The organism is Okeania sp. SIO2C9 (assembly GCF_010672455.1).
Taxonomy (GTDB): domain Bacteria; phylum Cyanobacteriota; class Cyanobacteriia; order Cyanobacteriales; family Microcoleaceae; genus Okeania.
Genome location: NZ_JAAHGO010000021.1, coordinates 1 through 26509 on the forward strand (window position 1 = coordinate 1; position 26509 = coordinate 26509).

Here is a 26509-nt window from a genome sequence, read left to right on the forward strand (position 1 = left end):
AGAATACCCCAAATCCCATGGGACGAACCACTCATAAGTAGCATGGCGACTAAACACTGGACGTAAGTTGGTCAAAATTTGCTCTATTCGACGGATTAGGTGCATCCCGAGAGATTAGCTGTTCAACAATGAATAATGAATAATGAATAATATCATGTCCGGCAGCATCGGTCTTGTATAGCAAAGGTAAGGAAGAAGGAAGAGGGAAGAAGGAAGAGGGAAGAGAGAAGAGGAAGAAAGGCTACCCTCGCAAGAAAAAAACCATTATTTCCTGTAGATATTCACCCTTGGGTTTACACAAACGATATAAACGGACATGATATAATGAATAATTACCTCTCCATGAATTGAAGAGGATTGAATAATAATGAAAATTTTTCTTCACAGGAGCCGATTGGATATGGCTCCGAGACCTCGCCATCTCTCGACCGCTTATTATCCCCTTAAAAGGGGAGACGCATACCCACAATTTTTCGGTAAAAATTAAGAATCATTAACCAGTATGCACCATTCCCTGACATAAGAGCGGGGAATGTTTTTTCGGCCTTGGTGAATTAATGTATGATTTGAGAAAGGAGCGATCGCTATTAATATCTATAGAACCCCTGAGTAGTATCTTCTAAGGAAAAGGTATACAAAGTTTGTGATAGAACTGGTGTTGTCCCCAGAGCGTTCGCGCTCTGATCATCAACAAGTTTCATCGCAATCAATAAATTGACCATCACATTCTACACAAATTATAGTTTTGCTTTCCTTTCTTTTGGCCATTTTTATCATGTGAGTTGATTTTCCCATTTGGACATTCCATAATTTTTCTGCCTAATTAGCGATCGCTCCTTTCTCAAATCATACCTTAATTCACCAACGCCGTTTTTCCCACTAAGAACTTTGTACTGTCCAGAATAATTAATAATTAATAATTAATAATTAATAATTAAATAATTCGCGCCTTGAAGCCTCCCCTTGGATAGGGGAAAAAAGCGGTCGTTTGCGGAGCAGTCCGTTAGGATGGGATGGCGCCATTCGGAGCGGCTCTGTCAAGAGCTAGTCCGGGAGCCATATCCAATCGACCAAGACAGCGGTCGTTTGCTTTTGCTTCGCAAAACTGGCGTAACGCAACGCTGACGCGAAACGCGACAGCGGAACGGAGTTCTCTCTTCGGAGCTTCCCGTAGGGTGGGATGGCAAGGTCTCCTCGCCATATCCAATCGACCAAGAAAAGAAATAATATTTCCTTATATTCAATTCCGTAGCGGTTAAAACCCGAGGTAATTATCAATTATCTATTGTCCATTATCAATTAATGAACAGGAACCTGTGCGCTCTAAGAACGGAGAAAATTTAGGAGATGACCAACGTATGGGCAGACTAGCTGTAACTCGATAACCTTTTGTTAGATGAAAACGGATTAACTGCTCCGCCCCAGCATAATTACTAATTTCATCCCCAGACCAAATTACTTTGGTTTTACCTGTCAGATACAATATATCACCTTGGATAAAATCAATAAAAAGTAACCCGCTGTAAGGATACAACTCAAGATTACCCAAAGTATTGAAGTGATTATTGCCAGAGAAGTCTGGAATAGTTAGGGCTTGGTTTTCCTCAACTTTGATAAAGCCTGGTTTTCCTCCCCGATGGGAAACATCGACTCCTTTGGTAATATCTCTAAAATTATCCTGGTAAGCTGTAGCAATGAAAAAAGTATCTGCATTAGTAATCAGATCGCGTTCCCATTCGCTGAAAGTTTCAATTTCATTCATCTGTGGAGAGACATTAGATTCAACCTGCTCCCAACTTCGAGCTTGAATATATTGAGGGCAATTTCCGAAAGTTTGTCCTACCTGAACCTCAAAACCATCAAAATTAGTCTTAGTGACAATTCCATTAATGCGGTTGCGACGGCGACTATGAAATTCAATTCCTAAAAAACCAATATCAATACCTTCACCTAAAGTGCTTACTAGAGGATCGCCAGCTAATGGTTGTGCTTTGAGTGTTAAATGGCGATCGCTTGGAGAGTTAATAAAGCCTGGTTTTCCTACTAGGATAGAAGCCCAAGGATTACCAGATTTATCCACTGTCCCTATAATAACATAAGGTAATTGGGCAAAAAACTCTTGATGCTCTTTGGTTAAGTATTCTCGAATCATCCGTCGTCCTTGCCGATCCATACGGTTTTGAATTCCTAATCTTGCTTGAATTGCTAGCTCTCCAGAATGAAAGGGTGATTCGGTGCGTGACCAACCTGAGTTAACCATGATATTTCCTTTAATATAAAAATTGATTTTGATATTTGCTAGGGAAGTGATTCGTAGTAAATGCGATCGCTTCCCTATTTTTTTGTTTATCAAAATAATATGGGTCTAAAATTCCGCCTTTTAAGGCGTAATATTTTTGGAGCGAAGCTCAAATCCCCTACTTCCCCTCCCAGGAGGGGAGGGGGAGGCGCAAGGGGTGGGTTAACTTCTGACTTCTGACTTCGTTATACCGCAGCAGTAGCAGGCGGTTCAATACCAGGCATTCCCACAAATCCAGGTAATTGTTTGATACGTTCAATCCATGCCAAAATATGGGGGTATTCATCTAAAGATACTTTACCATCGGGAGCAAGAGCAATATAGGGAAAAGCTGCTATATCTGCAATGGTAGGATGTCCTAATTCTAACCATTCCCGATCATCTAGATGGCGATTAATTTGTTCGAGAATGAAGGCGGATTTTTGAGTAGCTACTTCAATATCTATGGTGGTTACTTTGAATAGATGAAATAATCTTGCATATTCTACACCTTGACGAATTTCTCCTGCGGTAGTAGAGAGCCAACGAACAACTCTACTGAGAGCTTCGGCATCATTGGGAAGCCATTGTTCATTGCCATATTGACGAGCTAGATAAACTAAAATTGCTTGGGCATCAGGAATAATTTGATCGCCGTCTACTAATAAAGGTATTTGTCCAAAAGCATTTAATTTTAAGTATTCAGGAGATTTATGTTCCCCTTTAAGTACATCAACTCGCACGAATTGATATTCAATTCCGAGAAGAGATAGTAATAATCTGATTTTATAAACATTGCCAGAGAGTTCGTGTCCGTAAAGTTTAATCATGGTTTTATTCCTTTTTTTTTACCGAACGTTTGTTTTGCTTGATAAATTTATCCTAACGAACGTTTTGTAGAGTGTCAAGTGTTAGATTTTAGATTTTTGTGAATTTTGACTTGTATAGCACTACAAGAACAAGAATTGGTTAGGACATTTTTCAATCCTAAAATCCTTTTACCGAATAATTAATAATTAATAATTAAATAATTCGCGCCTTGAAGCCTCCCCTTTTAAGGGGAAAAAAAGCGGTCGAGGGATGGCGAGGTCTCCTCGCCATATCCAATCGACCAAGAAAAGAAATAATATTTCCTTATATTCAATTCCGTAGCGGTTAAAACCCGAGGTAATTATCAATTATCCATTATCAATTATCCATTAATGAAAGTTTGCTGTTCCCTATTCCCTATTCCCTAGCCCGTAGTGCTATAGCGATCGAATGTAAAATCCATGACTCTAACGAACATTCGATATAATCAAAATCAGGACTTACGCATAAGGTAGGAAAAATGAGGATTTGAGATTGCTATCCGTTCCGGACTGCTCCGCAAACCCTGTCGGTAGCAATGACGGAAATACGTTGTACCGCCTAAGTCCTGAAAATATTAAAAGCTGATAATAATGTCATGTCTAAAAAAGAAGTAATTGCTAAAATAATCGCTGTATTTCGCAACTATGGTTATGAAGGAGCGACAATATCACGATTATCTGAAGCTACAGGATTAAAAAAAGCCAGCCTCTATCACCACTTTCAAGGAGGTAAAGAACAAATGGCAGGAGCAGTTTTAGAATATATTGGTGATTGGTTTGAAGAAAATGTATTTGCACCTCTACAGTCAAATCAACCTGCCAGCGTTCGTATTAAAGTAATGAGTCAAAAAATAGATGAATTTTACGACAGTGGTCAAATTCCTTGTGTTCTGGCAGTGATGTCTCTGGGAGAAGCTGATAATCTATTTCATCAACAGTTAGAAAAATCTCTCAAAAAATGGATTGATGCTCTCTCAGAAGTTATTGAGGAAACAGGAGTTGAACCAAAACAGGCTCGCCAAAGAGCTGAAGATTCTATGATACTGATACAGGGAGCATTAGTATTAGTTAGGGTGACTAAAAATACTAAACCTTTTAAAAGAGCGATCGCCAAATTACCTCAAGTTTTGTTAGATGATTTATAGGGTGGTGGCGCATTGTATAGCAATGAGCGCTGGTATATTTACAAATTGCAGGAGAGGCCAAATAGCTAAAAGTCTTATTTTATCGGCAATTTATTCCCCCTGTTGCCTCACAGGAGTGCGCATTCCCTCTCTTGGTCAGCATTCCTTCTCTTGGTCAGCCTTCCCTCTCTTGGTCAGCGTTCCGCAAGCGAGCTGGCGTCGTCGCGGGGTCTGACCGCAAGCGAGCTGGCGTCGTCGCGGGGTCGCACCGCTGTTGCCAGATGAGCTGTTGCCTGCGCACAGCGCTATAATGGTTGTGCATTTTCCAGCAATGTTTGTAAGGATAAAGTCTTTATCTGTCAATGCTTTTAGATTTAATCAGCAAGCCTTAATTAGGGTTTGCGTATGGAAAGTCTTTTTGCTGGAGTAGGGACCCACCCCTAACCCCTCCCAGGAGGGACCCACCCCTAACCCCTCCCAGGAGGGACCCACCCCTAACCCCTCCCAGGAGGGGAAAAGGGAAGTAGGGGAGTAGAGGAGCAGGAAAGTAATTTTTTTGCCCAACTTTTGCCTACAGCGGTTTTCATTTGGGTAGACCACAGTAGGGGCGATTCGCGTTTGCGGAGCATTCCGTAGGAAATCGCCCCTACAAAGTTTTGCTTGTGAAGATGTGGTTCATCAATTTGAAAAGCGCTGTATATAGCTCTCAAATGGGTTCTATAAAAAAACTTTATCCCTTTTAACCTTTTCTTCCCTTCTGTCTCCAGCATAAGTGCCTTCTGCCTTCCTTCCTCCAAAGTGTAAGTATTCAACGAACATGATATAACTATTCAACCGGACAGAATATAATATCATGTCCGGATAATTAGTTATAAAAAAACTTTCTCCTTCAACTCCAGTTCTTCTTCTTTCTTCCCTCTTTCCTCCTGACTCCTGACTCCTGACTCCTGACTCCTCGGTAGTTATTTATTTATCACTGTTCAACCGGACATGATATAAGTCCTAACCAGTTGCATAAATAGCAAATTTTCATGCCCGATCAAGATGAATTTTGAGTCTCTCTGCTAAAACCTGAACATGGGGTTCAAGCATCATAGTAATATGATCTCCTGGAACAGTCTCAAGTTCCACAGAACCTTTAGACAGTTGCTCCCAACCTAAAGATGAGTTCTTTTGGAGTTGGTTACGCATAGCATCAGTCACGCCAATAGCAGTACTCCAAACACGAACATCACTACTGCGGAAAAGAGCAATAGGAGTCGGATAAAGTTTCTCTGGGTGATAATGACCCATCGCATAAACACTAGCTTTTAAAACCTTGACAAAACCATGAACTTGTCTTTTAGCTGCCTTAGAAGGACGGACATGAAGCTTTTTCACTAATCGCTCGGTCACATAATCTAATTGCTCATCAGGAGAGAAAACTTTCAGATCATTGTAGGATATCTCTAAATTTTCCTTTAAAAAGTATTCAAATAACCTCACGACCTCACTCATATATTTAGTATCATCCCAACCAGCAATTACGATACTACTAAATAAAGGAGCAGGAATATCAAAAACAGCAAGTAAACCAATTTTATCTCCCTGTTTTTGTAACTGTTGGGATATTTCAAAAGCTACTTGACCGCCGAAAGAATGACCTCCCAAGAAATAAGGACCTGTAGGTTGAATATTTTTTAATGCCTCGATATAGTCAGCAGCGATCGCCTCTACATTTGTTTGAGGTTCTGCTCGATCATCCATTCCCCGTGCTTGTAGTCCGTAAAATGGTTGGTCTTGACCGAGATGAAAAGCTAGAGAGTGCAGATAAAATGCAGTTCCCACACCCCCAGGAATACAAAAGAAAGGAGGTTTAGAACCCTTCGGTTGAATTGCTATCACAGGGGAAGCAAAACCCGAATCTAAATTTTCATCGGTAACTAACCCAATATCATAATTTGTAGAAGGTTCCGGGGAAAGCACTTTTTCGGTCAAATAATTAGCTAAAGCTCCAACTGTAGGATACTCAAAAATTAGTGTTGCTGGAAAAGATGTTCCTAAACTTTCTTGTAGAATATCGCTCAACTCAACAACCGTCAGAGAATCTAATCCCATGCTAGTTAAAGGTTGTTCCCAGTCTAATTGAGAAGAATTTACTTGGAGAATATTTGAGATTAAAATCTGAAGATGAGATATTAGTAATTCCTGACGTTTTTCGGGAGTGGTAGCTAAGAGTGTTTTTCTATCCAAAAAGACTTGCTTTTCCTTTTCTAACAAATCAAAATCTTGGAATACACTACTGCCAACAACATCAAGACTTCCCTCCAGAAAACCTGCTTTGCAAGCATGACGCTGAATCTTATTACTAGAAGTTTTAGGGATAGTTCCTGTTTTCAATAATAATACCCCATAAACCTGTAACTGATGCTGTTGAGATACAGCTTGACGGATAGCATTCACAACCTCATCTACATCCAGTTGCTCCAAGTAACTTTCCTGAACCTCCTGAACAATAACCAGTCTTTCCTCACTTTCTACCTCTACGGAAAATGCTGCACCACAACTAGGTCGTAAAGCTTGATGACTTCTGTCTACCGTTAACTCAATATCCTGGGGATAATGGTTACTACCTCGGATAATAATTAAATCTTTGAGACGACCAGTCACAAACAATTCATCATTGAACAAAAATCCTAAGTCGCCAGTTCTGAGAAACGGACCTTGCTCTGTATCTTTTAAGTAATTTTGGAAAGTTTCTGCGGTTGCATCCGGTCTATTCCAATAACCTTGAGCAACACTAGGACTAGAAAGCCAAATTTCTCCTACTTCCTTGCTCGAACATTCGGTTAAAGTGTCCGGGTTAACAATGACAATTTTCTGCTCTGAACCAGTGCGACCACAACCAACAATTTTTTGTGTACTATCGCTCTCGTCAACTACTAGCAAAACCCGGTTTTTAGTAAACTCAGTTTTGTCAATATTCAGAATAACTGTAGGTTCTGTTTTTAACCCTAAACTAATACCCATAACACTCTCTGCCATCCCATAACCTGCGGTGAAAGCTTCTGGGCGAAAACCACAAGGTTGAAAAGTTTTGATAAACCGCTCAAAGGTCTCCGCACGCACAGGTTCAGCACCGCTAACAGCTAAATCCCAACTACTTAGGTCAAGCATTTCCCGTTCTTCAGGAGTTGTTTGGAAACAAACCAAGTCATAAGCAAAGTTAGGAGCAAGACTTTGAGTAGCTTTGTAATGAGAAATAGCCATTAACCAACGCAAAGGTTTTTGCAGAAAATCCAACGGTGACATAATTTTCACAGGAAAATTACCGTAGAGAGGTTGTATAACTCCCACTACTAACCCTGTATTATGACTAAAGGGCAACCAAGTCACTGTATGACTTTCAGGTGTAGTCTCAGACTGCTCATAACCCATAGCTAAATTGTGCAGAATATTCTTGTGACTGATCATTACCCCCTTCGGTTTTCCAGTCGAACCAGAAGTGTACTGCAGAAAAGCCAGGGTATCGCTATTGATAGCAGGTTCTTGCCAGTCCGACTCCAGGTTTTGAGCAATAATATTGTTGGAATCTAGCAACTGCATTTTTGCCAATATGGAATTTTCAGCAAAGCGACCTTTTAAGTAAGCTAAGACAGGTGTAGTAGTAAGAGCAAACTTTGCTTGAGCATCCGCTGCAATTGCCTCAATTCTTGAAAGAGACTGGTTAGGACGAGGTGGATTAGCAGGTATAGCGATCGCTCCTGCATACAAACAGCCAAAAAATCCCGCCATAAATTCTAGTCCAGGGGGGTACAACAGCAAGACTCTTTCACCTTTAGCATCTAGGGATTGAAGATTTGCTGCTATGGCCTTAGCTTGTTGTTCTAGTCTTTGATAGGTAAGACTATCGGTTTCTGTTTCACCATCTTGGAGAAAAGTATAGGTTTTTTGCTCAGGTTGATTTAGGGTTCTATGGTGTAGGAGGTCTATGAGAGTGTTAAATTGCATATTATCTGTTTATTAATGGATAATGGATAATGGATAATGGATAATTACCTCTGGTTTTAACCGCTACGGAATTGAATATAAGGAAATATTATATAGAATCCGGTTATATAGTATATGTTCATTATTCAATCTCCCCATCTCCCCATCTCCCCCAACAATACAATTACAGCAGTTTTCTAGTTTATGAGGTACAAAGTTTTATTGCTCTAGGGAACAGGGAACAGGGAACAGGGAACAGGGAATATGAGAATAGCTCTACAAGTGTACCTCACTATCCTCAAAAGTGCTGTAAGTATTTAACCGGATTTGATATCACTCATTACTCATTACTCATTACTCATTACTCATTACTCATTAATCCTCAGTAATACGATAACTAATTACCCGGATTCTATATTATTTCTTCTCTTGGTCGATTGGATATGGCTCCGAGACCCGCTCTTATCAGAGCCGCTCCGAATGGCGCCATCCCTCGACCGCTTTTTTCCCCTTGAAAGGGGAGGCTTTTAACCATAATTATTTAATTAATAATTATTAATTATTCGGTAATTTTGTAAATTTATCCATAGAGCAAGATTAAAAAATGGCCAATCCTAGTTAATGGTTCCTGCCAAAACAGGTTTCCCTGTAGATACGGCTTGTTCAATAATATTAGCAGCACGAGTTACTCCACCTGCTGTGTTGATAGCTTTCTGTAGTCTCAAAGCATTTTGTTTATATGAAGGTTGTGTCAATACCTGGGAAATAGCTTTTTGTAACCGAGACACAGTCAAACGTTTCAGAGGTACAACTTCTCCTGCTCCAGTCCAAGCAATTCGTGCTGCTACTCCTGGTTGGTCATTGGTAACTGGTATTGCCACCATTGGCACTCCATTTTTCAAGCATTCCATTGTAGTATTCATTCCCGCATGAGTAATCATCATAGTTGCTTTTTCCAGTAATTCTAATTGAGGTGCATAACCAACTACCAGAGGATTTCCCTGCAACGAAGGCAATGATTCTGGTGTTGTAGCACCTCCCAGAGAGATTACTAATTGAGTATCCAATTCTGCACAGGCCGCTGCAATCATCTCAAATACACCTAATAAACGATTTTGTAACGTTCCCATTGAAGCGTAAATTAATGGTTTGTCTGTTAATCTTTCCCAAGGAAAAGCAACAGATTCTCTACTAGCTGAAGAATGATAAGATCCTGTAAAATGAAACCACTGAGGCAAATTCTGTCTAGGAAATTCAAATTCTATAGGTGCCTGACTCAGTTGAGCCAATTTAGAATAGGCATCATTAGGTTGAGTATGTAAAGGCAATTTCCACTGTTGGCGGTACTCAGCTATCACTTTTCTTATTGGACTAGCAACAGTATTTAGTATTTTATAGCCTATTTTGTTGCGTAAAAGTGCCCACCAAGCAGTGCTATAATTCCAAGTAGTGTTAAATGGAGGAACAGTTGTTTCTGGATTTAATACTACTGCGCTACATACAGTTACAAACGGAATACGCAAAAAGTCTGCGACTGTTCCTCCTTCTACCGAACCTTGATTAACTAGCACTGCTTCGACACCTGCTGCCTTCATTAATTCCGGTGCATCTCGGAGTGTAACAGTAGCTCCCTGCTGGAGAAAATCAATAGTACATTTTAATGCAGATAATCCATTCAGTTTCCCAAGTTCAGCAAACATTTTTTTTGTTGCTCCGATAGGAAAGTCTTGCTCACCAATAGCTTGAAATTCTAATCCTGCTTGCATTGCTTTACGTTGAGTATCAAGAACGCCGAATAAGGTGACGCGATGACCGCGCCTTTGAAGTTCTTGTCCTAAAGGGAGCATTGTATTCAGGGGACCTGTAGAACCTGGACTGATAATACCAAAATGAGTCATAGTAAGTTTTTCCCTAGTTTATAGTTCCACCTTCTTGAAAACTAGACACGCGCTAGACATTTGCCATCGGTGAGGTGCAAATGATTTCATTACTCACCTGTTTCAATGTGTACTCGCAAAGAAAGTTTTGTCTTCGCCGACATGATGTTCTGCCCATAGTTTATGGGCAGCGGATACCCTCAAGAGCTTTCCTCCATTGAAAAAGTTGAGTCCTTCGGATACGATGTAGTTTAATAAAACTAGCAACTCGTCGCCAATGACTCCAATCATGTTTGTTGACATCCTCTGGTCTCAACAAACACTGTGGTATTTTTTCTGATAGCTTTAAGGCTCTACGGCCAATTACTAAAGCAGCAGCAGTGCCACTATTAAGGCCGTATTTAGACATATAATTAATCATTCCAATTACACTGGTAAAAGCTGGATTAACTTTAATTAATTCCACCCCAAACCTTCTGCAACGTGACTCTAAAGTTTCTCTAAACATTCGAGTAGACAATAAGACAAGCATCTCATTGTAAACTTTACAATATCCACTCATCTTGGCCTTTTTATTACTAAAGTTTAGAGACTCAATAGCAATAGCACATTCAAAAAACTCTGCTAATTTTACAACTTGACAAACAATATTTCTCATGGATGCAAGGCGATTGTCCTGTCGTTTGATTTTTCCACTCTCTAGATATGTCTTCTAAATACTCAATATTCCCATCCCACTTCACATAAGTAACTGAAATTGAATCAGCATTAAAATCAATACCAAGACAACCATTTTTTCTAGTATGAACTACTGGTATTTCTGGTACATAAGTAGAAAGATGTATATACCAATTATCCTGTTTATGTTCCCTACGAAAGATAGAAACTGTGATTGGTTTGAAATTGTTTATGGCATAATCTAAATTTGTTGCTCTATATCGACCATTCCTATTTGATACACTAAATTCTAGCTGTATTTTCTGACCATATTTGCCTTGTAATGGTCTAGGTAATTGAACTTGTAGTTGATATTTACCATCCTCTTGTAATGGAAAAACTTTGAGCATAGTTCCACCGCCTGGCTGAGATTTTCCTACACAAAAAAACCTGCCTGACCGTTTTTTTCTCCAATATACACTCCATTCCTCTTGGGTTTTATATCCATTTTCTGCTAAATTATGTTGAGCGTTAAATAATTTCTGTGAGCCAAAACAAATATGTAGACGTTCTGTATTTTTTAACTTATTTAATTTTCGTTTCAGACTAGCTATTTTCTGAATTTTACTCTTTAAACCTAGCAATTGATGACAAAATTTATTTCGAGCCTGTATATGTGGAAAACCTTTTTTTTTTGCTAATTTTAAAGTTTTTTCTAGTTTAGTGATGAGTTTTTTTGTAGCAGTTGTTTTAGCTTGGATTTGTAACTCTAATTTAGAATAATGGTTTTTTTTAGCTGTTTTTAATTGGTTTAAACATGTTCGTGCTTCAGTAGCGATTGAATCAGCATAAGCCTATTTAATGTTAAACTTTTTCATTACTTCGCTTTTCTACTTCCGATTCTGACAATTTTTCTGTTTGCATCCAGTTAATAGCAGAGCGTTTCCAGGATTCATACAATGCTCCTAGTTCCTCAAATGCAGGATGATATTCAATTTTGCCTTCTATCCCTGTTAAGGAACCGTGAGATTTAGCCATGAGTGTTAGGACTTACATTCAATTACTAAAATCAAATTTAGCATCCCTTTTCTAGGGATGTCAATCATATTTGTGATAGCTTTGACCTTTTTTCAAGTTTTGACATAGGTTCCTAATTTTTTTAATTCGCGATTGTGTCATATCCTAGAGACTTTGTAGATGTTTGTCTAGGATAGTCTATATTTTTTGGTGTTAGCAAACAACAGTAATATTATATGTTAATTTTGACAAACAATATTCATTTTTATGAGGAAAGATATCTAAGATGATTTCATTAACTAATCAACCTGAATGGAAAATTCCTGGCCCACCAACTTTACCTCTAATTGGTCGCACTCTTAATGTAATTCGTTTTGGAAAAGATTGTATTGGTTATAGTAATAAACTTTTTCAAACCTATGGAAATGTAGTCTCTTTAGCTGAATCAGGTGGAACCAATATTTACTCACCAGATACTGATTGTCCAGGGACGATTCTAGCTTTTGGTCCAGAAATTGTCCGTCAAGTTACTAGTCAACATCATATTTACCGAAAAATTGGGTTTAAAGCCTCGCCCATAAGCGGGCGACTTTTTAAAAGCAAGTAAATTGAATATATGCTATAGTACTAAAAGTTGCCGGGGGGCACTCGGAAACTCTAAACGGACGTGGAGGCAAGCGTAAGACTACTGTCAAAGTAGCAGCAGCCTAAGAAGCGTCAACCCGCCGAAGAGCTACGGCTCAGTAGGAATCTCCGTGCCTGACCGCCGGAGAGGATGTCAACGTCAAAAAGATAAATCAAAAAGAACCCAATCTTTAAATAATTTTGGAGCAGGATTATTCCTTGTTAATGGGGAAGAGCATCTACAACAGCGTAAATTAATGATGCCAGCTTTTCACAAAACTAAAGTTGAGTCCTATCGTGATGAGATGGTTGCTATGACTCAATTTTAAATTGAGCGACTCTCAACTGATCGACCTTGTGAAATTAGCCAATTTATGCACAGACTAACCTTACGAATAGCAACTAAAACTCTGTTTGGTGAGGATATAAATACTGTAGATAGTACCGCAGGAGAAGTCCTTCAAGAAATTCTCAAGTGTCAAAAATCTTCATCAATTCAGTTATTTCCTTTTGATATCCCTGGGCTAGTTTTTCATCGTTATCTCAATCTTTTGGCTCAGTATGAAACAAAAATCAAAAAAATTATTGCGGATAAAAGAGCTAAAGGGATTAATGATAACGATGTCTTATCTATGTTAATTCAAGCCCGCGATGAAGAAAGTGGTCATCCCTTAAGTGAAGAAGAATTAATTGCCCATACTGGAGTAATTTTTTTAGCGGGTCATGAAACCACAGCAAATGCCCTAACTTGGACAATATTTTTGCTTTCACAACATCCTCAAATCACTGGAGACCTAGTGAATGAACTCGACAGTGTACTTCATGGAGAAGCTCCCACCCTCGAACAGTTACATCAACTTCCGTTACTAGAGCGAGTGATTAAAGAGAGTATGCGAATCTTAACCTCTGTTCCCTGGAATGGTCGGGTGACTTCCGAAACTACTGAATTAGGAGGTTATGAAATTCCTAAAGGAACTGAAGTAGTTGTTAGTATTTACCATACCCATCATATGTCGGAAATTTATCAAGATCCTGAAGCTTTTAAACCTGAACGATGGGAGACTATTAATCCGTCTATTTATGAATATAATCCCTTTAGTGCTGGTCCGCGCCTTTGTCTTGGTGCTACTTTTGCTATGATGGAAATTAAAATTGTATTAGCCATGCTATTACAGCATTTTCGATGGGAATACGTTCCTGGCCAAACCATCGATCGCGTTGGTGTGATTTCTATTAAACCCAAGTATGGACTCTCAATGATGGTTCGTTCCCAGGATCGTGAGTTTAGTAACGGTGTTGGTAACGTGGAAGGTAATATTCGAGAAACAGTTAAATTACCGTAGTTATAGCGCTGCACGCAGGCAACAGGCAACAGGCAACAGGGGGGAATAAAAGGTTATCAGATAAGACTTTTAGCTATTGAACACCTCCTGCAATTTGTAAATATCCCAGCGCACATTGCTATATATCATGTCCGGTTGAACAGTGATCAATAAATAACTACGGAGTCCTCAGGAGTCAACCCACCCCTCGCCCCTCCTCCTCCCAGGAGGGGAACGACCGAGTCAGGAGGCAAGAAAGAAGAAGGAATAGGAAGAACTGGAGTTGAAGGAGAAAGTTTTTTTATAACTATCTGACTATATCTAAACTCAAGATAACTATTGGACAATAGATAAATCAAACATCAATCTCCTTCAACTGAGCGATCGCTTCATCTAATTGTATATAAATAAAACATAACTATTGGACAATAGATCAATCAAACATTAATTTCCTTCAACTGAGCGATCGCTTCATCTAATTGTATATAAATAAAAATAACTATTGGACAATAGATCAATCAAACATTAATTTCCTTCAACTGAGCGATCGCTTCATCTAATTGTATATAAATAAAAATAACTATTGGACAATAGATCAATCAAACATTAATTTCCTTCAACTGAGCGATCGCTTCATCTAATTGTATATAAATAAAAATAACTATTGGACAATAGATCAATCAAACATTAATTTCCTTCAACTGAGCGATCGCTTCATCTAATTGTATATAAATAAAAATAACTATTGGACAATAGATCAATCAAACATTAATTTCCTTCAACTGAGCGATCGCTTCATCTAATTGTATATAAATAAAAATAACTATTGGACAATAGATCAATCAAACATTAATTTCCTTCAACTGAGTGATCGCTTGAGTAAGGGACTAGCAAAAAAATAGCTTGCCAGATCGTCTTTTGTGCAACAAAGCCACTTTGAATACCAAATCAGAGCTGCCAATAAGTTTTACTGTTACCAAAAAATCATCTTATATCATGTCCGGTTGAACAATTATAAATAAATAACTACGGAGTCCTCAGGAGTCAACCCACCCCTCGCCCCTCCCCCTCCCAGGAGGGGAACGACCGAGTCAGGAGGCAAGAAAGAAGAAGGAAGAGGAAGAACTGTAGCTGAAGGATAAAGTTTTTTTATAACTAATTATCCGGACATGATATTACCAATTACCAACGCCAATTTTTCTATGCAATAGACATCTCCAGAAAAGAGGGAATAGGGAATAGGGAATAGGGTGAAATAATTGATAATTTATCTACGATAATTGATTTTCTATTTTATTTTTGGAGATGTCTAATGATCATCTCAAGCATTACGAAAATCAATCATTGTCTGCCAATACACATCTGGCATTCCGGTGTCAAAGCATCTCCCTTTTACTAAATACCCATTCATTCCTTCTGTTTTTTGCAACTTATCCAAACAAGATGTTAGTTGAAACTCGCCTTTTTCTCTAGCATTTTGTTTGATATTTTCTTCTAGGTAATCAAATATTTTGGCTGTCAATAAATATATGCCAAAAACTCCTAGAAATTCATCTTCTTTCATTCCTGGCACATGAAGTTTTTGTCTGGCATAATTTAGTTCTGGTTTTTCAAAGATTGTATCTATATTAATTATGCCATCGGCAACTAAACTCCCACTAATACAACCATAATGATGTATTTCTGTTCCTGGTATTATTCTCACTCCAATTACACTTTTATTGGTCTGTTCGTAGATTTGCAAAATTTGACTTGCACAAGATTTTTTTACCTCAGAAGCATATATATGATCTCCTAGTAATAATAAAAAAGGTTCATCTTCAACCCACTCTTTAGCACAGAAAACTGCATGACCATAACCAGCTTGTTCTGACTGAGTTAATAGAGTAATTTTACTGCCTAAATTTTGTAAATATTGACAATATTCTTGTTTTTCTGGTGAAAGTTTCTGATAATAACTAGGGATAGCTTGGAAAAAATCTGTAAAAACTTGGCGATCGCTTTTTTGTATTACTATTCCCACATTTTCTATTCCGGCACTTATGGCCTCTTCCACAATTATTTGAATTATCGGTTTTGCTTTACCATCTTTGTCAATAATTGGAAATAGTTCTTTTTTGACAACTTTAGTAGCTGGAAACATCCGCGTACCAAAACCTGCTGCTGGAATTACTGCTTTTCTAACTTTGGCTTTTGATTCTGTCATATATTTTGAGTTTTTTGGCTAACCAATAAATGATAATGAAAGGGAGTAGGGAGTAGGGAGTAGGGAGAAATAATTGATAATTTCTGTACGATAATTGATTTGATTTTTTATTATTGGAGATATCTAATATCATAATTCAGAAGACCCTGACGGACATTCCTTAACATATTCAAAATTGTCAGGTGCTGTTAATGAAGGTTCGTCAGTTTCACAAATCATTGATTTAGTACTATTGTAATCAACATGAACTATATCAATATAAACTATACCAGAATAACTTTTTAATTGTTCGTTTTTGGCAGTAGCAGTAGAAATAGCATAACGACTAGAATTTATCCTGCTAATATCGTATGAGTAACTTTCAGTTTCTAACCTAATGCCTAATCCTAAATCAGAGATATTATCTGAAAGTTCTTGATTTTCTGCATAATAAGCTTGTTGTCCTTTATTAATTGAAGCAATATATTGTTTTGCTTCTGATTTTTTGGCTTTAATTGTCTGATTTGGATGCGTGGGTACAGAGATTTGAATTAGTACAAATATCAACCCGATCAAACTGACTAAGGCTACAAATTTATTCCAAAAATTACCATATTTTGTTGTTGACATTTTGACCTCTTTGAACACGAAAAAATCAGCTAAATTCACTGTAAAACAGAGGATTAAAATTACGGTAGTCCTGCATGGTAATGGTGAGGATATATATTTTTTAATTTTTCCCACACTCCCCATCTCCCCACATTCCCCTCCACCGGAGGGGTGCGCGGGTGGGTCCCCATCTCCCCACACTTCCTTTACCATTACTATGCACCACCACCAAAATTACTAAAATCTCACTTCTAACTGTTGACTTTAGTGAAACGGTATAAGCAACCTGCTATCATCTCATGTATTGTTTGTCTTTTTCCTGTAAAGGTAGCAATAATATAGCCAAATAAAAAGTAATTGCTGTTAAATACATACAGAAATATCTGCCCCTAGTTCTACCAAAAGAAATACGGTTTTTCAAATTTATTATTGCAATCCCCACAGCCATTTTCCCTCAGTGTTCCCTTTTGAGGAGAGATTTCCATCACTGCATAATATTTCTTCAAATAGTTAGTTGATTGTTAAAATAAGCTCTTTTATGCTAAAAATTTTGAAATAAAAATCAGCTTTGAGAAAAAACACCTTTTGAGTATGTAGTTTGACGATTAAATGATAATGAATTTTTTGGTAGTTTTTACAGTTGTATCGATTTAATTTTTAACAAATTTTGTTTAGAGTTGTATGTCATTGCTGAAAGCTATCAGTTTTTTTATAGCAAAAGGAAGAAGGTTTTAGTTATCTAGAAAAAAAGGAAAAATGTTTTTTGCCTAAATTTTAAGCTTTTGATATTTCCGCGTCTTTTCCTTCGACTGCTATATAAAAAAATATGATTAACCATTAACCAAATCAATATTTTTTTTGATATAGTTTCCCAAAAATATCCAATTAATTGTTGTTATGGGAACAAAAATTTAGAAATAGCGTCTAAAAACCCTCTGGAGAAGGATTTAAACCAACAGATAAATTGAAACCAGAAAAATTATTGCATAAGACTAAGTTAAAAATTTTAAGGGTTTTTAATCTTCAATTAAAACATAGCTATAGCAATATGATTTGAGTTGTGAGATATTGGAAACTTTTAGGCAACAGGCAACAGGCAACAGGCAACAGAGAAGAAGAAAAAAACGTATCATATGAATGTAATAATTGCTATATTCTATACTTTTAAGGAACACTTGAATTCTCACAACTGATTCCTGATTGCTATATAGTATAAAAGTATTAAATTTTAAAAAAAAAGTTGGCATTATTGAGAACAACAGCTAGTATATATGAAATAAAATAAACTTATGGGTGCATTGAAGCCAAGAAAAAATGTAAAATTTTCTAATTTTTTCTAGTTATATCTATGGTTAAAACAATTTAAAAAACAATCAATAATATCTAGGAAAAATTATGCCTATTCTATTAGGAGAAAATACTGGTTTTTTCTCATAACATTGCTCTATTCTTAACTAATAATTTATTTGTCAAGACTTGGAGCGCTGTAAAAATAAAGAAAAATCTAGATTGCTCAATACGGCTAAGGCCTCAACAAAACCTAATCAGTAAGGAAAAAAAATGGCTCAAATTATTGGATTACTTGGAAACGATAATATCAATGGTACACCAGATAATGATATCATCCTTGGTCGCCTGGGTGACGATAAAATTAAAGGTAAAGATGGTAATGATTTGATTGATGGTGGAGATGGAGAAGACGATCTAGAAGGTGGTGATGGTAATGATACTATTACTGGTGGCCTTGATGATGACAAGATTAAAGGGAATGATGGCGATGACTTAATTTTTGGCCAAGAAGGTGATGATGATATTAAAGGCGGGAAGGATGATGATATTATTTCTGGAGGTGCTGGAGAAGACAAGATTAAAGGGGATGATGGCGACGATGTAATTTTTGGTGGTGATGATGATGACGATATCGAAGGTAAGAAAGGAGAGGATATCCTGGTTGGAGGCTTAGGTAGCGACCAACTCCGTGGTGGTTCGGATGAAGATATCTTTGCTTATACAGCTATTGGTGAAGGAATAGATGAAATTACTGACTTTGAAGCTGACGAAGATACATTTGGTTTCCTGGCCGGAGTATTTGACCCTGCTGCCACTGGAGGGTTAAATTTTGTCACATTTACTGATGTTGACAATGATGATGTACCAAACTTACTGAGTAATTCAAGTTTATTAGATGATATTGATGGTTTAAATGAAAATCTCCCAAGCTTTATCTTTTTTGATGAAGATGATAATGGGAAAAAAGGTACATTAGCTTACTTCCAAGATGATGTAACTGATATTATTGCCAGAGTATCAGTGAAGAAAGGGGAATTAAGTACAGAAAACTTTGAATACTTATTAGAAGATGGTATTAACTTTCCTGAAATTGAAGATAATGATAGTGACATTAATTTTGGTGAAAATGGTGCAGTAATTAATATTGATGTTTCCTTACTTGAATTACTAGGAATTAGTCAGCTTACAGAACTTCAGGTTTCAATAATTAATCAAAGTTCTACAGAAATCAATGGTAATTTTTTCGTTATTTCAGAAGAAATTGATATTACATTGCTGCAACAATTGTTAGTAGGTATTAATTTTAACAGCGCAGCTATATTTTTATTCAACACAGAAGAAAATACCATATTAGCATCATTTAATGGAACAGAAATTACAACAATTGCTGAGTATGAAACAATTACGAATTTAACAGAATTTAGCATTGAAAATAACCTTAGTATTAGTACAAATAACTTCTCAATTGTTGAAGGGAATCAAGTAGCAATTAGTGTCTCTATACTACAAGAATTAGGAGTTACTTTAGAAACTCTAACCAGTGTTGTTATAGAATCTGCTGATGATATTGAAGCAGTAGAAGGAAATTTACTAATTTTCCAAACAGAAGAATTTGAGACTACACAAGAAGTTAAACAACGATTAGATATTCTTGTTGGTAATAGTGCTGTTTTAGCTCTTGCTAATGTTGAGGGACAAACAGTTCTAGTTTTCTCAAATGGTAACTCTGAAGAAGTTATTATTCTCGAAGAATTTGATGAGGTAATAGCTAACATAGAATCTTTCGATAGTTTTAACCTTAGTCTCTTCAATGAAATTGATATTACGGCAGAGTCTGAAACGGTTATTGGTACCGAGAATTCAGATGAATTCTCTATTATTGGTATAGTTGAAGGTGGTGTTCTGATTGAAAACTTTGACACCAATACAGACATTATTAAATTACAGTCAGAAGTTTTTGGTAATCTGACAAATGAGAGTTTAACCAGAGCAGTAGTATCAGTCTTTACCACTAGCGAACAAATAGGAAATGCCAACTTTCTAGTCATAGACCAAGTATTTACTTCGATAACAGAAGTAGAAACACGATTAACTGAATTAGGTATAACTGGTTCAGTTTTATTGAGCTATACAAATGAATTAGACCAAACTGTTTTTGCTTTTTCAGAAGGAGGTTCAGTTCAGGTCATTGCAAACTTCTCTACTGATATAGAAATTGATACAGATAACATCTTTATTCTCGAAAATAGTGACGATATGGACAACGACGATGACATGGATGATGATGACGACATGGACGACGATGACATGGACGATGATGATGATATGGACGACGATGATATGGACGACGATGACGATGATGACTTTGATGTGACAGTAGATATAGTAGAAATTAATGCTGATCTACTAATATCACTTGATGTATCAGTAGAAGACTTCACGACCGTCAATATCACTGCCGAGTCTATGGGAGAAATTGAAGCAAACTGCTTAGTTTTTGAAGAAGAAAGTTTTGCTAGTTTAGAAATTCTCCAACAACGACTCTCAACCCTTGTTGTGCAAAACTCAGTTCTAATATTAGCAACCATCGAAGGTACTACCCAGTTACTCTTATATAATGGCAGTGAGTTTGAGATTATTGAAGACTTTGAAGTTGAGCTAGAAAATATCAATCAGTTTACTGCTAACAACCTACAGTTTACTAGCAACATTGAAATTATCAACCAGACAGAGGTAAATGCTATTGTCGGTGTGGTCAATAAGTTTACCTTCAACAGCTTCATCGAAAATGATGTGACAATTACCAACTTTAGCGCAGAAGACGCTTTTGTACTGAACTCTGAAATATTCGCAGGGATAACAACTGAAACCTTACAAGAGTTGATTGTAAGCCAAACAACGACTACAGTAGGAGATGCAACTTTACTGAATTTCGAGGGAACTTTTACACAAGAACAATTACTTGTGCAGTTGCAGACATTGCAGGTTGGAGATACTCCCAAGTTGCTTGTATATGAAAATGAAATGCAACAAAAAGTAGTAGCTTTCTACACAGGTACCGAAATAGAAATTTTGGCTAACTTGGAGGTAGAAGCAACTATCACGTCGGAAAACTTTGTCTTCCTTGATAACGACATGGACGATGATGATGACGACATGGACGATGATGATGACGACATGGACGACGATGATGACATGGACGACGATGATGACATGGACGATGATGATGACATGGACGATGATGATGACATGGACGATGATGATATGGACGACGACATGGACGACGACGATGACATGGACGACGACGATATGGACGACGATGACATGGATGATGACGACATGGATGATGACGACATGGATGACGACATGGATGATGACGACGATATGGACGACGACGATGACTTTGATGTGACAGTAGATATAGTAGAAATTAATGCTGAGGTACTAACATCACTTAATGTCACAGTAGATAATATCACAAGCGTCATTATCACCGCTGAGTCTACCCAACAAGTTCAAGAAAACTTCTTAATTTTCGAGACAGAAAGTTTTGCCAATCTAGATATTCTGCTGACACGACTAGAATCTCTTGTTGTTGAGAGTTCAGTTGTAGTCTTAGCTAATATTGCGGGTAGTACACAGTTAGTCTTATTCGATGGTACAAATTTTGCACTACTCCAAGACTTTGAAGTCGAAATAGAAAATATCAATCAATTCAGCGTTTCCAATTTACAATTTACCAACACTGTCAACATTACGAATGAAACAGAAGTAACTGCTACTGTTGGTGTTGTGGATAAATTAGTATTCAATGCTTTCGTTGAAACTGGAGTAACAGTTACAAACTATAGTGAGGAAGATATTTTTCAACTTGACTCACAAATATTTGGGGAGATAACCACTGAAACTCTACAGGAGTTGACCGTAACCCAAACAACAACTTCAGTGGGAACGGCAAATTTACTAATATTCGAGGGTAGTTTGACACAAGCGCAACTACTAGTGCGGTTGCAGACATTGCAGGTGGGAGATACTCCCAGGTTACTTGTATACGAAAATGAAATGCAACAAAAAGTAGTAGCTTTCTACACAGGTACTGAAATAGAAATTTTGGCTAACTTGGAGGTTGAAGTAAATATCTCGTCGGAAAACTTTTTCTTCTTTGGTGACGACGATATGGACGATGATGACGACATGGATGATGACGACATGGATGATGACGACGATGATGACATGGACGACGATGATGACGACGACATGGACGACGATGATGATATGGACGATGATGATATGGACGACGATGATATGGATGATGACGACGACATGGACGACGACGATGACATGGACGACGACGATATGGACGACGATGACATGGATGATGACGACATGGATGACGACATGGATGATGACGACGATATGGACGACGACGATGACTTTGATGTGACAGTAGATATAGTAGAAATTAATGCTGAGGTACTAACATCACTTAATGTCACAGTAGATAATATCACAAGCGTCATTATCACCGCTGAGTCTACCCAACAAGTTCAAGAAAACTTCTTAATTTTCGAGACAGAAAGTTTTGCCAATCTAGATATTCTGCTGACACGACTAGAATCTCTTGTTGTTGAGAGTTCAGTTGTAGTCTTAGCTAATATTGCGGGTAGTACACAGTTAGTCTTATTCGATGGTACAAATTTTGCACTACTCCAAGACTTTGAAGTCGAAATAGAAAATATCAATCAATTCAGCGTTTCCAATTTACAATTTACCAACACTGTCAACATTACGAATGAAACAGAAGTAACTGCTACTGTTGGTGTTGTGGATAAATTAGTATTCAATGCTTTCGTTGAAACTGGAGTAACAGTTACAAACTATAGTGAGGAAGATATTTTTCAACTTGACTCACAAATATTTGGGGAGATAACCACTGAAACTCTACAGGAGTTGACCGTAACCCAAACAACAACTTCAGTGGGAACGGCAAATTTACTAATATTCGAGGGTAGTTTGACACAAGCGCAACTACTAGTGCGGTTGCAGACATTGCAGGTGGGAGATACTCCCAGGTTACTTGTATACGAAAATGAAATGCAACAAAAAGTAGTAGCTTTCTACACAGGTACTGAAATAGAAATTTTGGCTAACTTGGAGGTTGAAGTAAATATCTCGTCGGAAAACTTTTTCTTCTTTGGTGACGACGATATGGACGATGATGACGACATGGATGATGACGACGATATGGACGATGATGACGACATGGATGACGACGATATGGACGATGATGACGACATGGATGACGATGACATGGACGATGATGATGACATGGACGATGATGATGACATGGATGATGACGACGATATGGACGATGATGACGACATGGATGACGACGATATGGACGATGATGACGACATGGATGATGACGACGATATGGATGATGATGACATGGACGATGATGATGACATGGATGATGACGACGATATGGACGATGATGACGACATGGATGACGAGGATACTCCGGAAGTCAACGTTGTTATCAGTAACTCAAATACAATTGTCGTCAGCAGTGAAACTACAAACGTAGTTCAGTTCAATTCCTTAGAAGAAATTGGCGGTATCATTTTTGGTTTTAGTCAGTCAGACTCATTATCATTCAACTCATCACTGTTCGGTAATTTCAGTAATTCCAGCTTCACCAGTTTAGTTGTCACTAACTCAACTACCAGTATTGACATCCAAAATCAAGGTCTACTAATTGTTGAACAACAAATTAACTCAATACAAGAACTACAAACACTGCTAGTCAACTTAGAAGTAGACAGTCCAGTATTCATTGAATACACTAATTCCGCAGGTAATACCGTAGTCGCCTTTGCGCAAAGTAGTAGCCAAGTAGAAGTTGTCAGCCAATTTACATCTGAAGTACAACTAACTGAGACCAACTTTAACTTTACTCAAGTAACTACAGCAGCAACAGAAACAGAAATTACTGCTACGGCAGGTTTCGTGGATACTATTTTATTCGAGTCACTGGTTGAAGAAACCACTATTAATGACTTTGAGGCAGAAACAGATATACTTCAGTTTAAAATAGGAGTATTTGGAAACTTCAAGAATAGTAACTTTACCCAGGTTACTGTGAATGACTCAACCAGTAGTGTTAGCAGTAATGTGGGTCTAGTTAAGCTGACTCAAGAATTTTCTTCTCTAACAGAAGTGGAAACACGATTAGAAGAACTTGATGTTAATGGTGTTTTTGTCACTTATACTAATGCCCAAAATCAAACTTTCCTCACATTCTTCCAGGAAGGCAGTTTAGAAGTTGTTACTACCTTGAATGCAGAGATAGAATTAAACGCCAGCAACTTTTCTTTTGCTGGTATACTCGCAGGTAGCGCGTCAGACGACTTCCTTTCTAGTGGAGTTGCTTCAGATATCCTCAATGGTTTTGCAGGGGATGATACCATACAAGGTCTTGGTGGAAATGATACCCTGCATGGTGGTGATGGTAATGACATTCTCAAAGGTAATTTGGGCGACGATCGCCTCAATGGTGGTGATGGTAATGACATTCTCAACGGTGGTCTTGGTAACAATTTTCTCCTGGGAGGTGCTGGTGACGACCTTTTGATAGGTCGTACTGGTTTTGATATTATGCTAGGTGGTGATGGTGACGACACTTTGAGGTCTGGTATCGGCCGTGATCGCCTCAATGGTGGTGCGGGTGATGACGAACTTACGGGTGGTGCAGGTATTGATCGTTTTATCTTTGCTACAAATCAGGCTTTTAGTCAAGCAGATATCGGTACAGACACAATAACTGATTTTGTTGTACAGCAAGATATTATTCTCCTGGATAAAACCACTTTTGCTGCTCTTACCAGCGTTCAAGGTGAAGGTTTCAGTGTGGAAACAGAGTTTGCATTAGTTACCAGTGACGAAGAGGCAGAAAGTTCTGATGCGTTTATAGTTTACAACAGTGAAAATGGTAAATTGTTCTATAACGCTAATGGTAGTACTGCTCATTTTGCCACCTTAACTAATAATGCGGCAATTACTGCTGAAGATTTCTTCCTGCGTTAATTTAGCTGTCAGCTGTCAGCTTTCAGCTTTCAGCTTGGGTTGAAATCTCTAAGGTCAATCTAAGCTGTTTGCTGAGTGCTAAATTGCTCAAGGCTTTTGAATTAGAACTAATATCATGTCCGGTTGAACAGTTATAAATAAATAGCGACGGAGGAGTCAGGAGTCAGGAGTCAGGAGTCAGGAGTCAGGAGGGAAGAAAGAAGAAGGAAGAAGGAAGAAGGAAGAAGGAAGAAGGAAGAAGGAAGAAGGAAGAAGAAGAACTGGAGTTGAAGGAAAAAGTTTTTTTATCACTAATTATCCGGACATGATATAACAAAAGACTATAGAGCTTATAGTTTTACCTTGATAGGATAATAGAATTACTGGGAAATTCCTGGTGATTCTATTATTTTCAGGACTTACGCAATTGCACCAATCATAGTTTTTATATCAGCAATAATGACAAATAATACACTATATGTAGCGTCCATTAATGGATAATTGATAATTACCTCGGGTTTTAACCGTCCTTGATTGAATATAAGGAAATATTATTTCTTTTCTTGGTCGATTGGATATGGCTCCGAGACCTCGCCATCCCATCCTAGGTCATGCTGCGCAAACGACCGCTGTCTTGGTCGATTGGATATGGCGAGGGGACTAGCTCTTGACAGAGCCGCTCCGAATTGCGCCATCCCATCCTAACGGACTGCTCCGCAAACGACCGCTGTCTTGGTCGATTGGATATGGCGAGGGGACCTCGCCATCCCTCGACCGCTTTTTTCCCCTATCCAAGGGGAGGCTTCAAGGCGCGAATTATTTAATTATTAATTAGTTAATTATTCGGTACTGCGTAAGTCCTGATTTTGAACAAATTGTAGTTAATTTTGGGTAGTTATGGCTAGAAAACGTTTAATTATTGAAATGGGTATGGGGATAGACCAACATGGCCAGGAACCAACAGTAGCTGCAGCTAGAGCTGTCAGAAATGCGATCGCTCATAATGCTTTACCCGGAGTCTGGGAGGTAGCAGGTTTAAGTCATCCCAATGAAATGATTGTAGAAGTACAGGTAGCTGTACCTTACCCAGAAGAGGTGAAGGTAGAAGAAGTTTTGGTTGTATTGCCTTTTGGCCAGAAAACTATCACTATTGAAGATGGGGGTATGGTAATGCAGGGTAGGGCGATCGCTGAATTGGAAGATAAAAATGATGAAATGTTAATTGCTGTAGCAGCGGTTACTGTATTAGTAGAGACTTAAATCGGTGGTTTGGGTTTATACGGGCATGATGTAGTTCATAGTTTTTTAAACAAGAAAAAATCTGCTATGCTTGACTACAAAATACATAGCAGATATATCTAGGTTACTTAGTTGAGGTTAATTAAGTTCGTTGAAATTCACACTTACTATTATGAACTTTTTTTTTTGAAAAAATATCAATTTTTGCTGATCTTCATCAAATCTTTAAATAAGAATGGAGTATTTTAAAGTTCTGATGAAGATTGCTATATTTCAACATATCTTTATTATTTTTTTAGGATATTTTTTTCTTAAATGTAATAGTTTTTACAGTTGACAAATCAATTATTCAAATGTTAAATAAATTTAAAAAAATAATGTTATCAATACTGAAAGCTATGC

General features: G+C 37.8%; 15 protein-coding genes. 6 read left to right on the plus strand and 9 right to left on the minus strand.

Features of this window, described 5'->3' with window-relative positions; genetic code table 11:
- Positions 1–1282: 1282 nt before the first annotated feature.
- Both F6K23_RS17920 and F6K23_RS17925 read right to left on the minus strand, forming a co-directional pair.
- Positions 1283–2353 (minus strand): pyridoxamine 5'-phosphate oxidase family protein, encoded by a 1071-nt coding sequence (locus F6K23_RS17920; RefSeq protein ID WP_293158329.1) that lies wholly within the window; start codon positions 2351–2353, stop codon positions 1283–1285.
- A gap of 131 nt (positions 2354–2484) precedes the next feature.
- Positions 2485–3108, minus strand: a complete 624-nt coding sequence (locus tag F6K23_RS17925) for a glutathione S-transferase family protein (protein WP_293158332.1) — start codon at positions 3106–3108, stop codon at positions 2485–2487.
- 617 nt (positions 3109–3725) lie between these two features.
- On the opposite strand from F6K23_RS17925, the gene F6K23_RS17930 reads away from it, so the two are divergent.
- Positions 3726–4274 carry a TetR/AcrR family transcriptional regulator gene (locus tag F6K23_RS17930; RefSeq protein ID WP_293158335.1) on the plus strand — a complete coding sequence of 183 codons (549 nt, stop codon included), beginning with the start codon at positions 3726–3728 and terminating at the stop codon, positions 4272–4274.
- A gap of 1008 nt (positions 4275–5282) precedes the next feature.
- Here the strand turns inward: F6K23_RS17930 and F6K23_RS17935 are convergent.
- The 5 genes from F6K23_RS17935 to F6K23_RS17955 form a co-directional block, all read right to left on the minus strand.
- Positions 5283–8243, minus strand: a complete 2961-nt coding sequence (locus F6K23_RS17935; protein WP_293158337.1) for an alpha/beta fold hydrolase — start codon at positions 8241–8243, stop codon at positions 5283–5285.
- A 593-nt stretch (positions 8244–8836) separates the two neighbouring features.
- Complete coding sequence (locus tag F6K23_RS17940) at positions 8837–10120, minus strand: glycosyltransferase (RefSeq protein WP_293158340.1); 1284 nt, start codon at positions 10118–10120, stop codon at positions 8837–8839.
- A gap of 160 nt (positions 10121–10280) precedes the next feature.
- The gene (locus F6K23_RS17945; RefSeq protein WP_293158343.1) at positions 10281–10757 is read right to left on the minus strand and encodes an IS200/IS605 family accessory protein TnpB-related protein; all 477 of its coding nucleotides are present in this window, start codon (positions 10755–10757) and stop codon (positions 10281–10283) included.
- A complete protein-coding gene (locus tag F6K23_RS17950; RefSeq protein ID WP_293158346.1) occupies positions 10711–11400 on the minus strand; it encodes a hypothetical protein in 690 nt (229 codons plus the stop codon). The genes F6K23_RS17945 and F6K23_RS17950 overlap by 47 nt, the downstream gene beginning before the upstream one ends.
- A gap of 220 nt (positions 11401–11620) precedes the next feature.
- Positions 11621–11794 (minus strand): hypothetical protein, encoded by a 174-nt coding sequence (locus F6K23_RS17955; RefSeq protein ID WP_293158349.1) that lies wholly within the window; start codon positions 11792–11794, stop codon positions 11621–11623.
- Between the two features lie 265 nt (positions 11795–12059).
- Between F6K23_RS17955 and F6K23_RS17960 the strand changes: the two genes are divergently transcribed.
- The 3 genes from F6K23_RS17960 (at position 12060) to F6K23_RS17970 (ending at position 13740) form a co-directional block, all read left to right on the plus strand.
- Entirely contained in the window at positions 12060–12380 is a 321-nt protein-coding gene (locus tag F6K23_RS17960; RefSeq protein ID WP_293158352.1) for a hypothetical protein, read from the plus strand.
- 148 nt (positions 12381–12528) lie between these two features.
- Positions 12529–12726 (plus strand): hypothetical protein, encoded by a 198-nt coding sequence (locus tag F6K23_RS17965; RefSeq protein WP_293158355.1) that lies wholly within the window; start codon positions 12529–12531, stop codon positions 12724–12726.
- Positions 12727–13740 carry a cytochrome P450 gene (locus F6K23_RS17970; RefSeq protein WP_293158524.1) on the plus strand — a complete coding sequence of 338 codons (1014 nt, stop codon included), beginning with the start codon at positions 12727–12729 and terminating at the stop codon, positions 13738–13740.
- A gap of 1300 nt (positions 13741–15040) precedes the next feature.
- Here F6K23_RS17970 and F6K23_RS17975 read toward each other — a convergent pair.
- A complete protein-coding gene (locus tag F6K23_RS17975; protein WP_293158358.1) occupies positions 15041–15925 on the minus strand; it encodes a UTP--glucose-1-phosphate uridylyltransferase in 885 nt (294 codons plus the stop codon).
- Between the two features lie 129 nt (positions 15926–16054).
- Positions 16055–16726, minus strand: a complete 672-nt coding sequence (locus F6K23_RS17980; RefSeq protein WP_293158361.1) for a type IV pilin-like G/H family protein — start codon at positions 16724–16726, stop codon at positions 16055–16057.
- Positions 16727–18073: 1347 nt separating this feature from the next.
- Here F6K23_RS17980 and F6K23_RS17985 point away from each other — a divergent pair.
- Both F6K23_RS17985 and F6K23_RS17990 read left to right on the plus strand, forming a co-directional pair.
- The gene (locus F6K23_RS17985; protein WP_293158364.1) at positions 18074–24889 is read left to right on the plus strand and encodes a calcium-binding protein; all 6816 of its coding nucleotides are present in this window, start codon (positions 18074–18076) and stop codon (positions 24887–24889) included.
- An 876-nt stretch (positions 24890–25765) separates the two neighbouring features.
- On the plus strand, positions 25766–26128 hold the full coding sequence (locus F6K23_RS17990) for a Lin0512 family protein (RefSeq protein WP_293158367.1): 363 nt from the start codon (positions 25766–25768) through the stop codon (positions 26126–26128).
- The last annotated feature ends 381 nt before the right edge of the window (positions 26129–26509 follow it).

Coding starts and splice junctions, on each gene's coding strand:
- F6K23_RS17945 (WP_293158343.1), bottom strand. CDS start 10,757: ATGAGAAATATTGTTTGTCAAGTTGTAAAATTAGCAGAGTTTTTTGAA.
- F6K23_RS17930 (WP_293158335.1), top strand. CDS start 3,726: ATGTCTAAAAAAGAAGTAATTGCTAAAATAATCGCTGTATTTCGCAAC.
- F6K23_RS17925 (WP_293158332.1), bottom strand. CDS start 3,108: ATGATTAAACTTTACGGACACGAACTCTCTGGCAATGTTTATAAAATC.
- F6K23_RS17940 (WP_293158340.1), bottom strand. CDS start 10,120: ATGACTCATTTTGGTATTATCAGTCCAGGTTCTACAGGTCCCCTGAAT.
- F6K23_RS17990 (WP_293158367.1), top strand. CDS start 25,766: ATGGCTAGAAAACGTTTAATTATTGAAATGGGTATGGGGATAGACCAA.
- F6K23_RS17960 (WP_293158352.1), top strand. CDS start 12,060: ATGATTTCATTAACTAATCAACCTGAATGGAAAATTCCTGGCCCACCA.
- F6K23_RS17935 (WP_293158337.1), bottom strand. CDS start 8,243: ATGCAATTTAACACTCTCATAGACCTCCTACACCATAGAACCCTAAAT.
- F6K23_RS17955 (WP_293158349.1), bottom strand. CDS start 11,794: ATGGCTAAATCTCACGGTTCCTTAACAGGGATAGAAGGCAAAATTGAA.
- F6K23_RS17980 (WP_293158361.1), bottom strand. CDS start 16,726: ATGGTAAAGGAAGTGTGGGGAGATGGGGACCCACCCGCGCACCCCTCC.
- F6K23_RS17975 (WP_293158358.1), bottom strand. CDS start 15,925: ATGACAGAATCAAAAGCCAAAGTTAGAAAAGCAGTAATTCCAGCAGCA.
- F6K23_RS17985 (WP_293158364.1), top strand. CDS start 18,074: ATGGCTCAAATTATTGGATTACTTGGAAACGATAATATCAATGGTACA.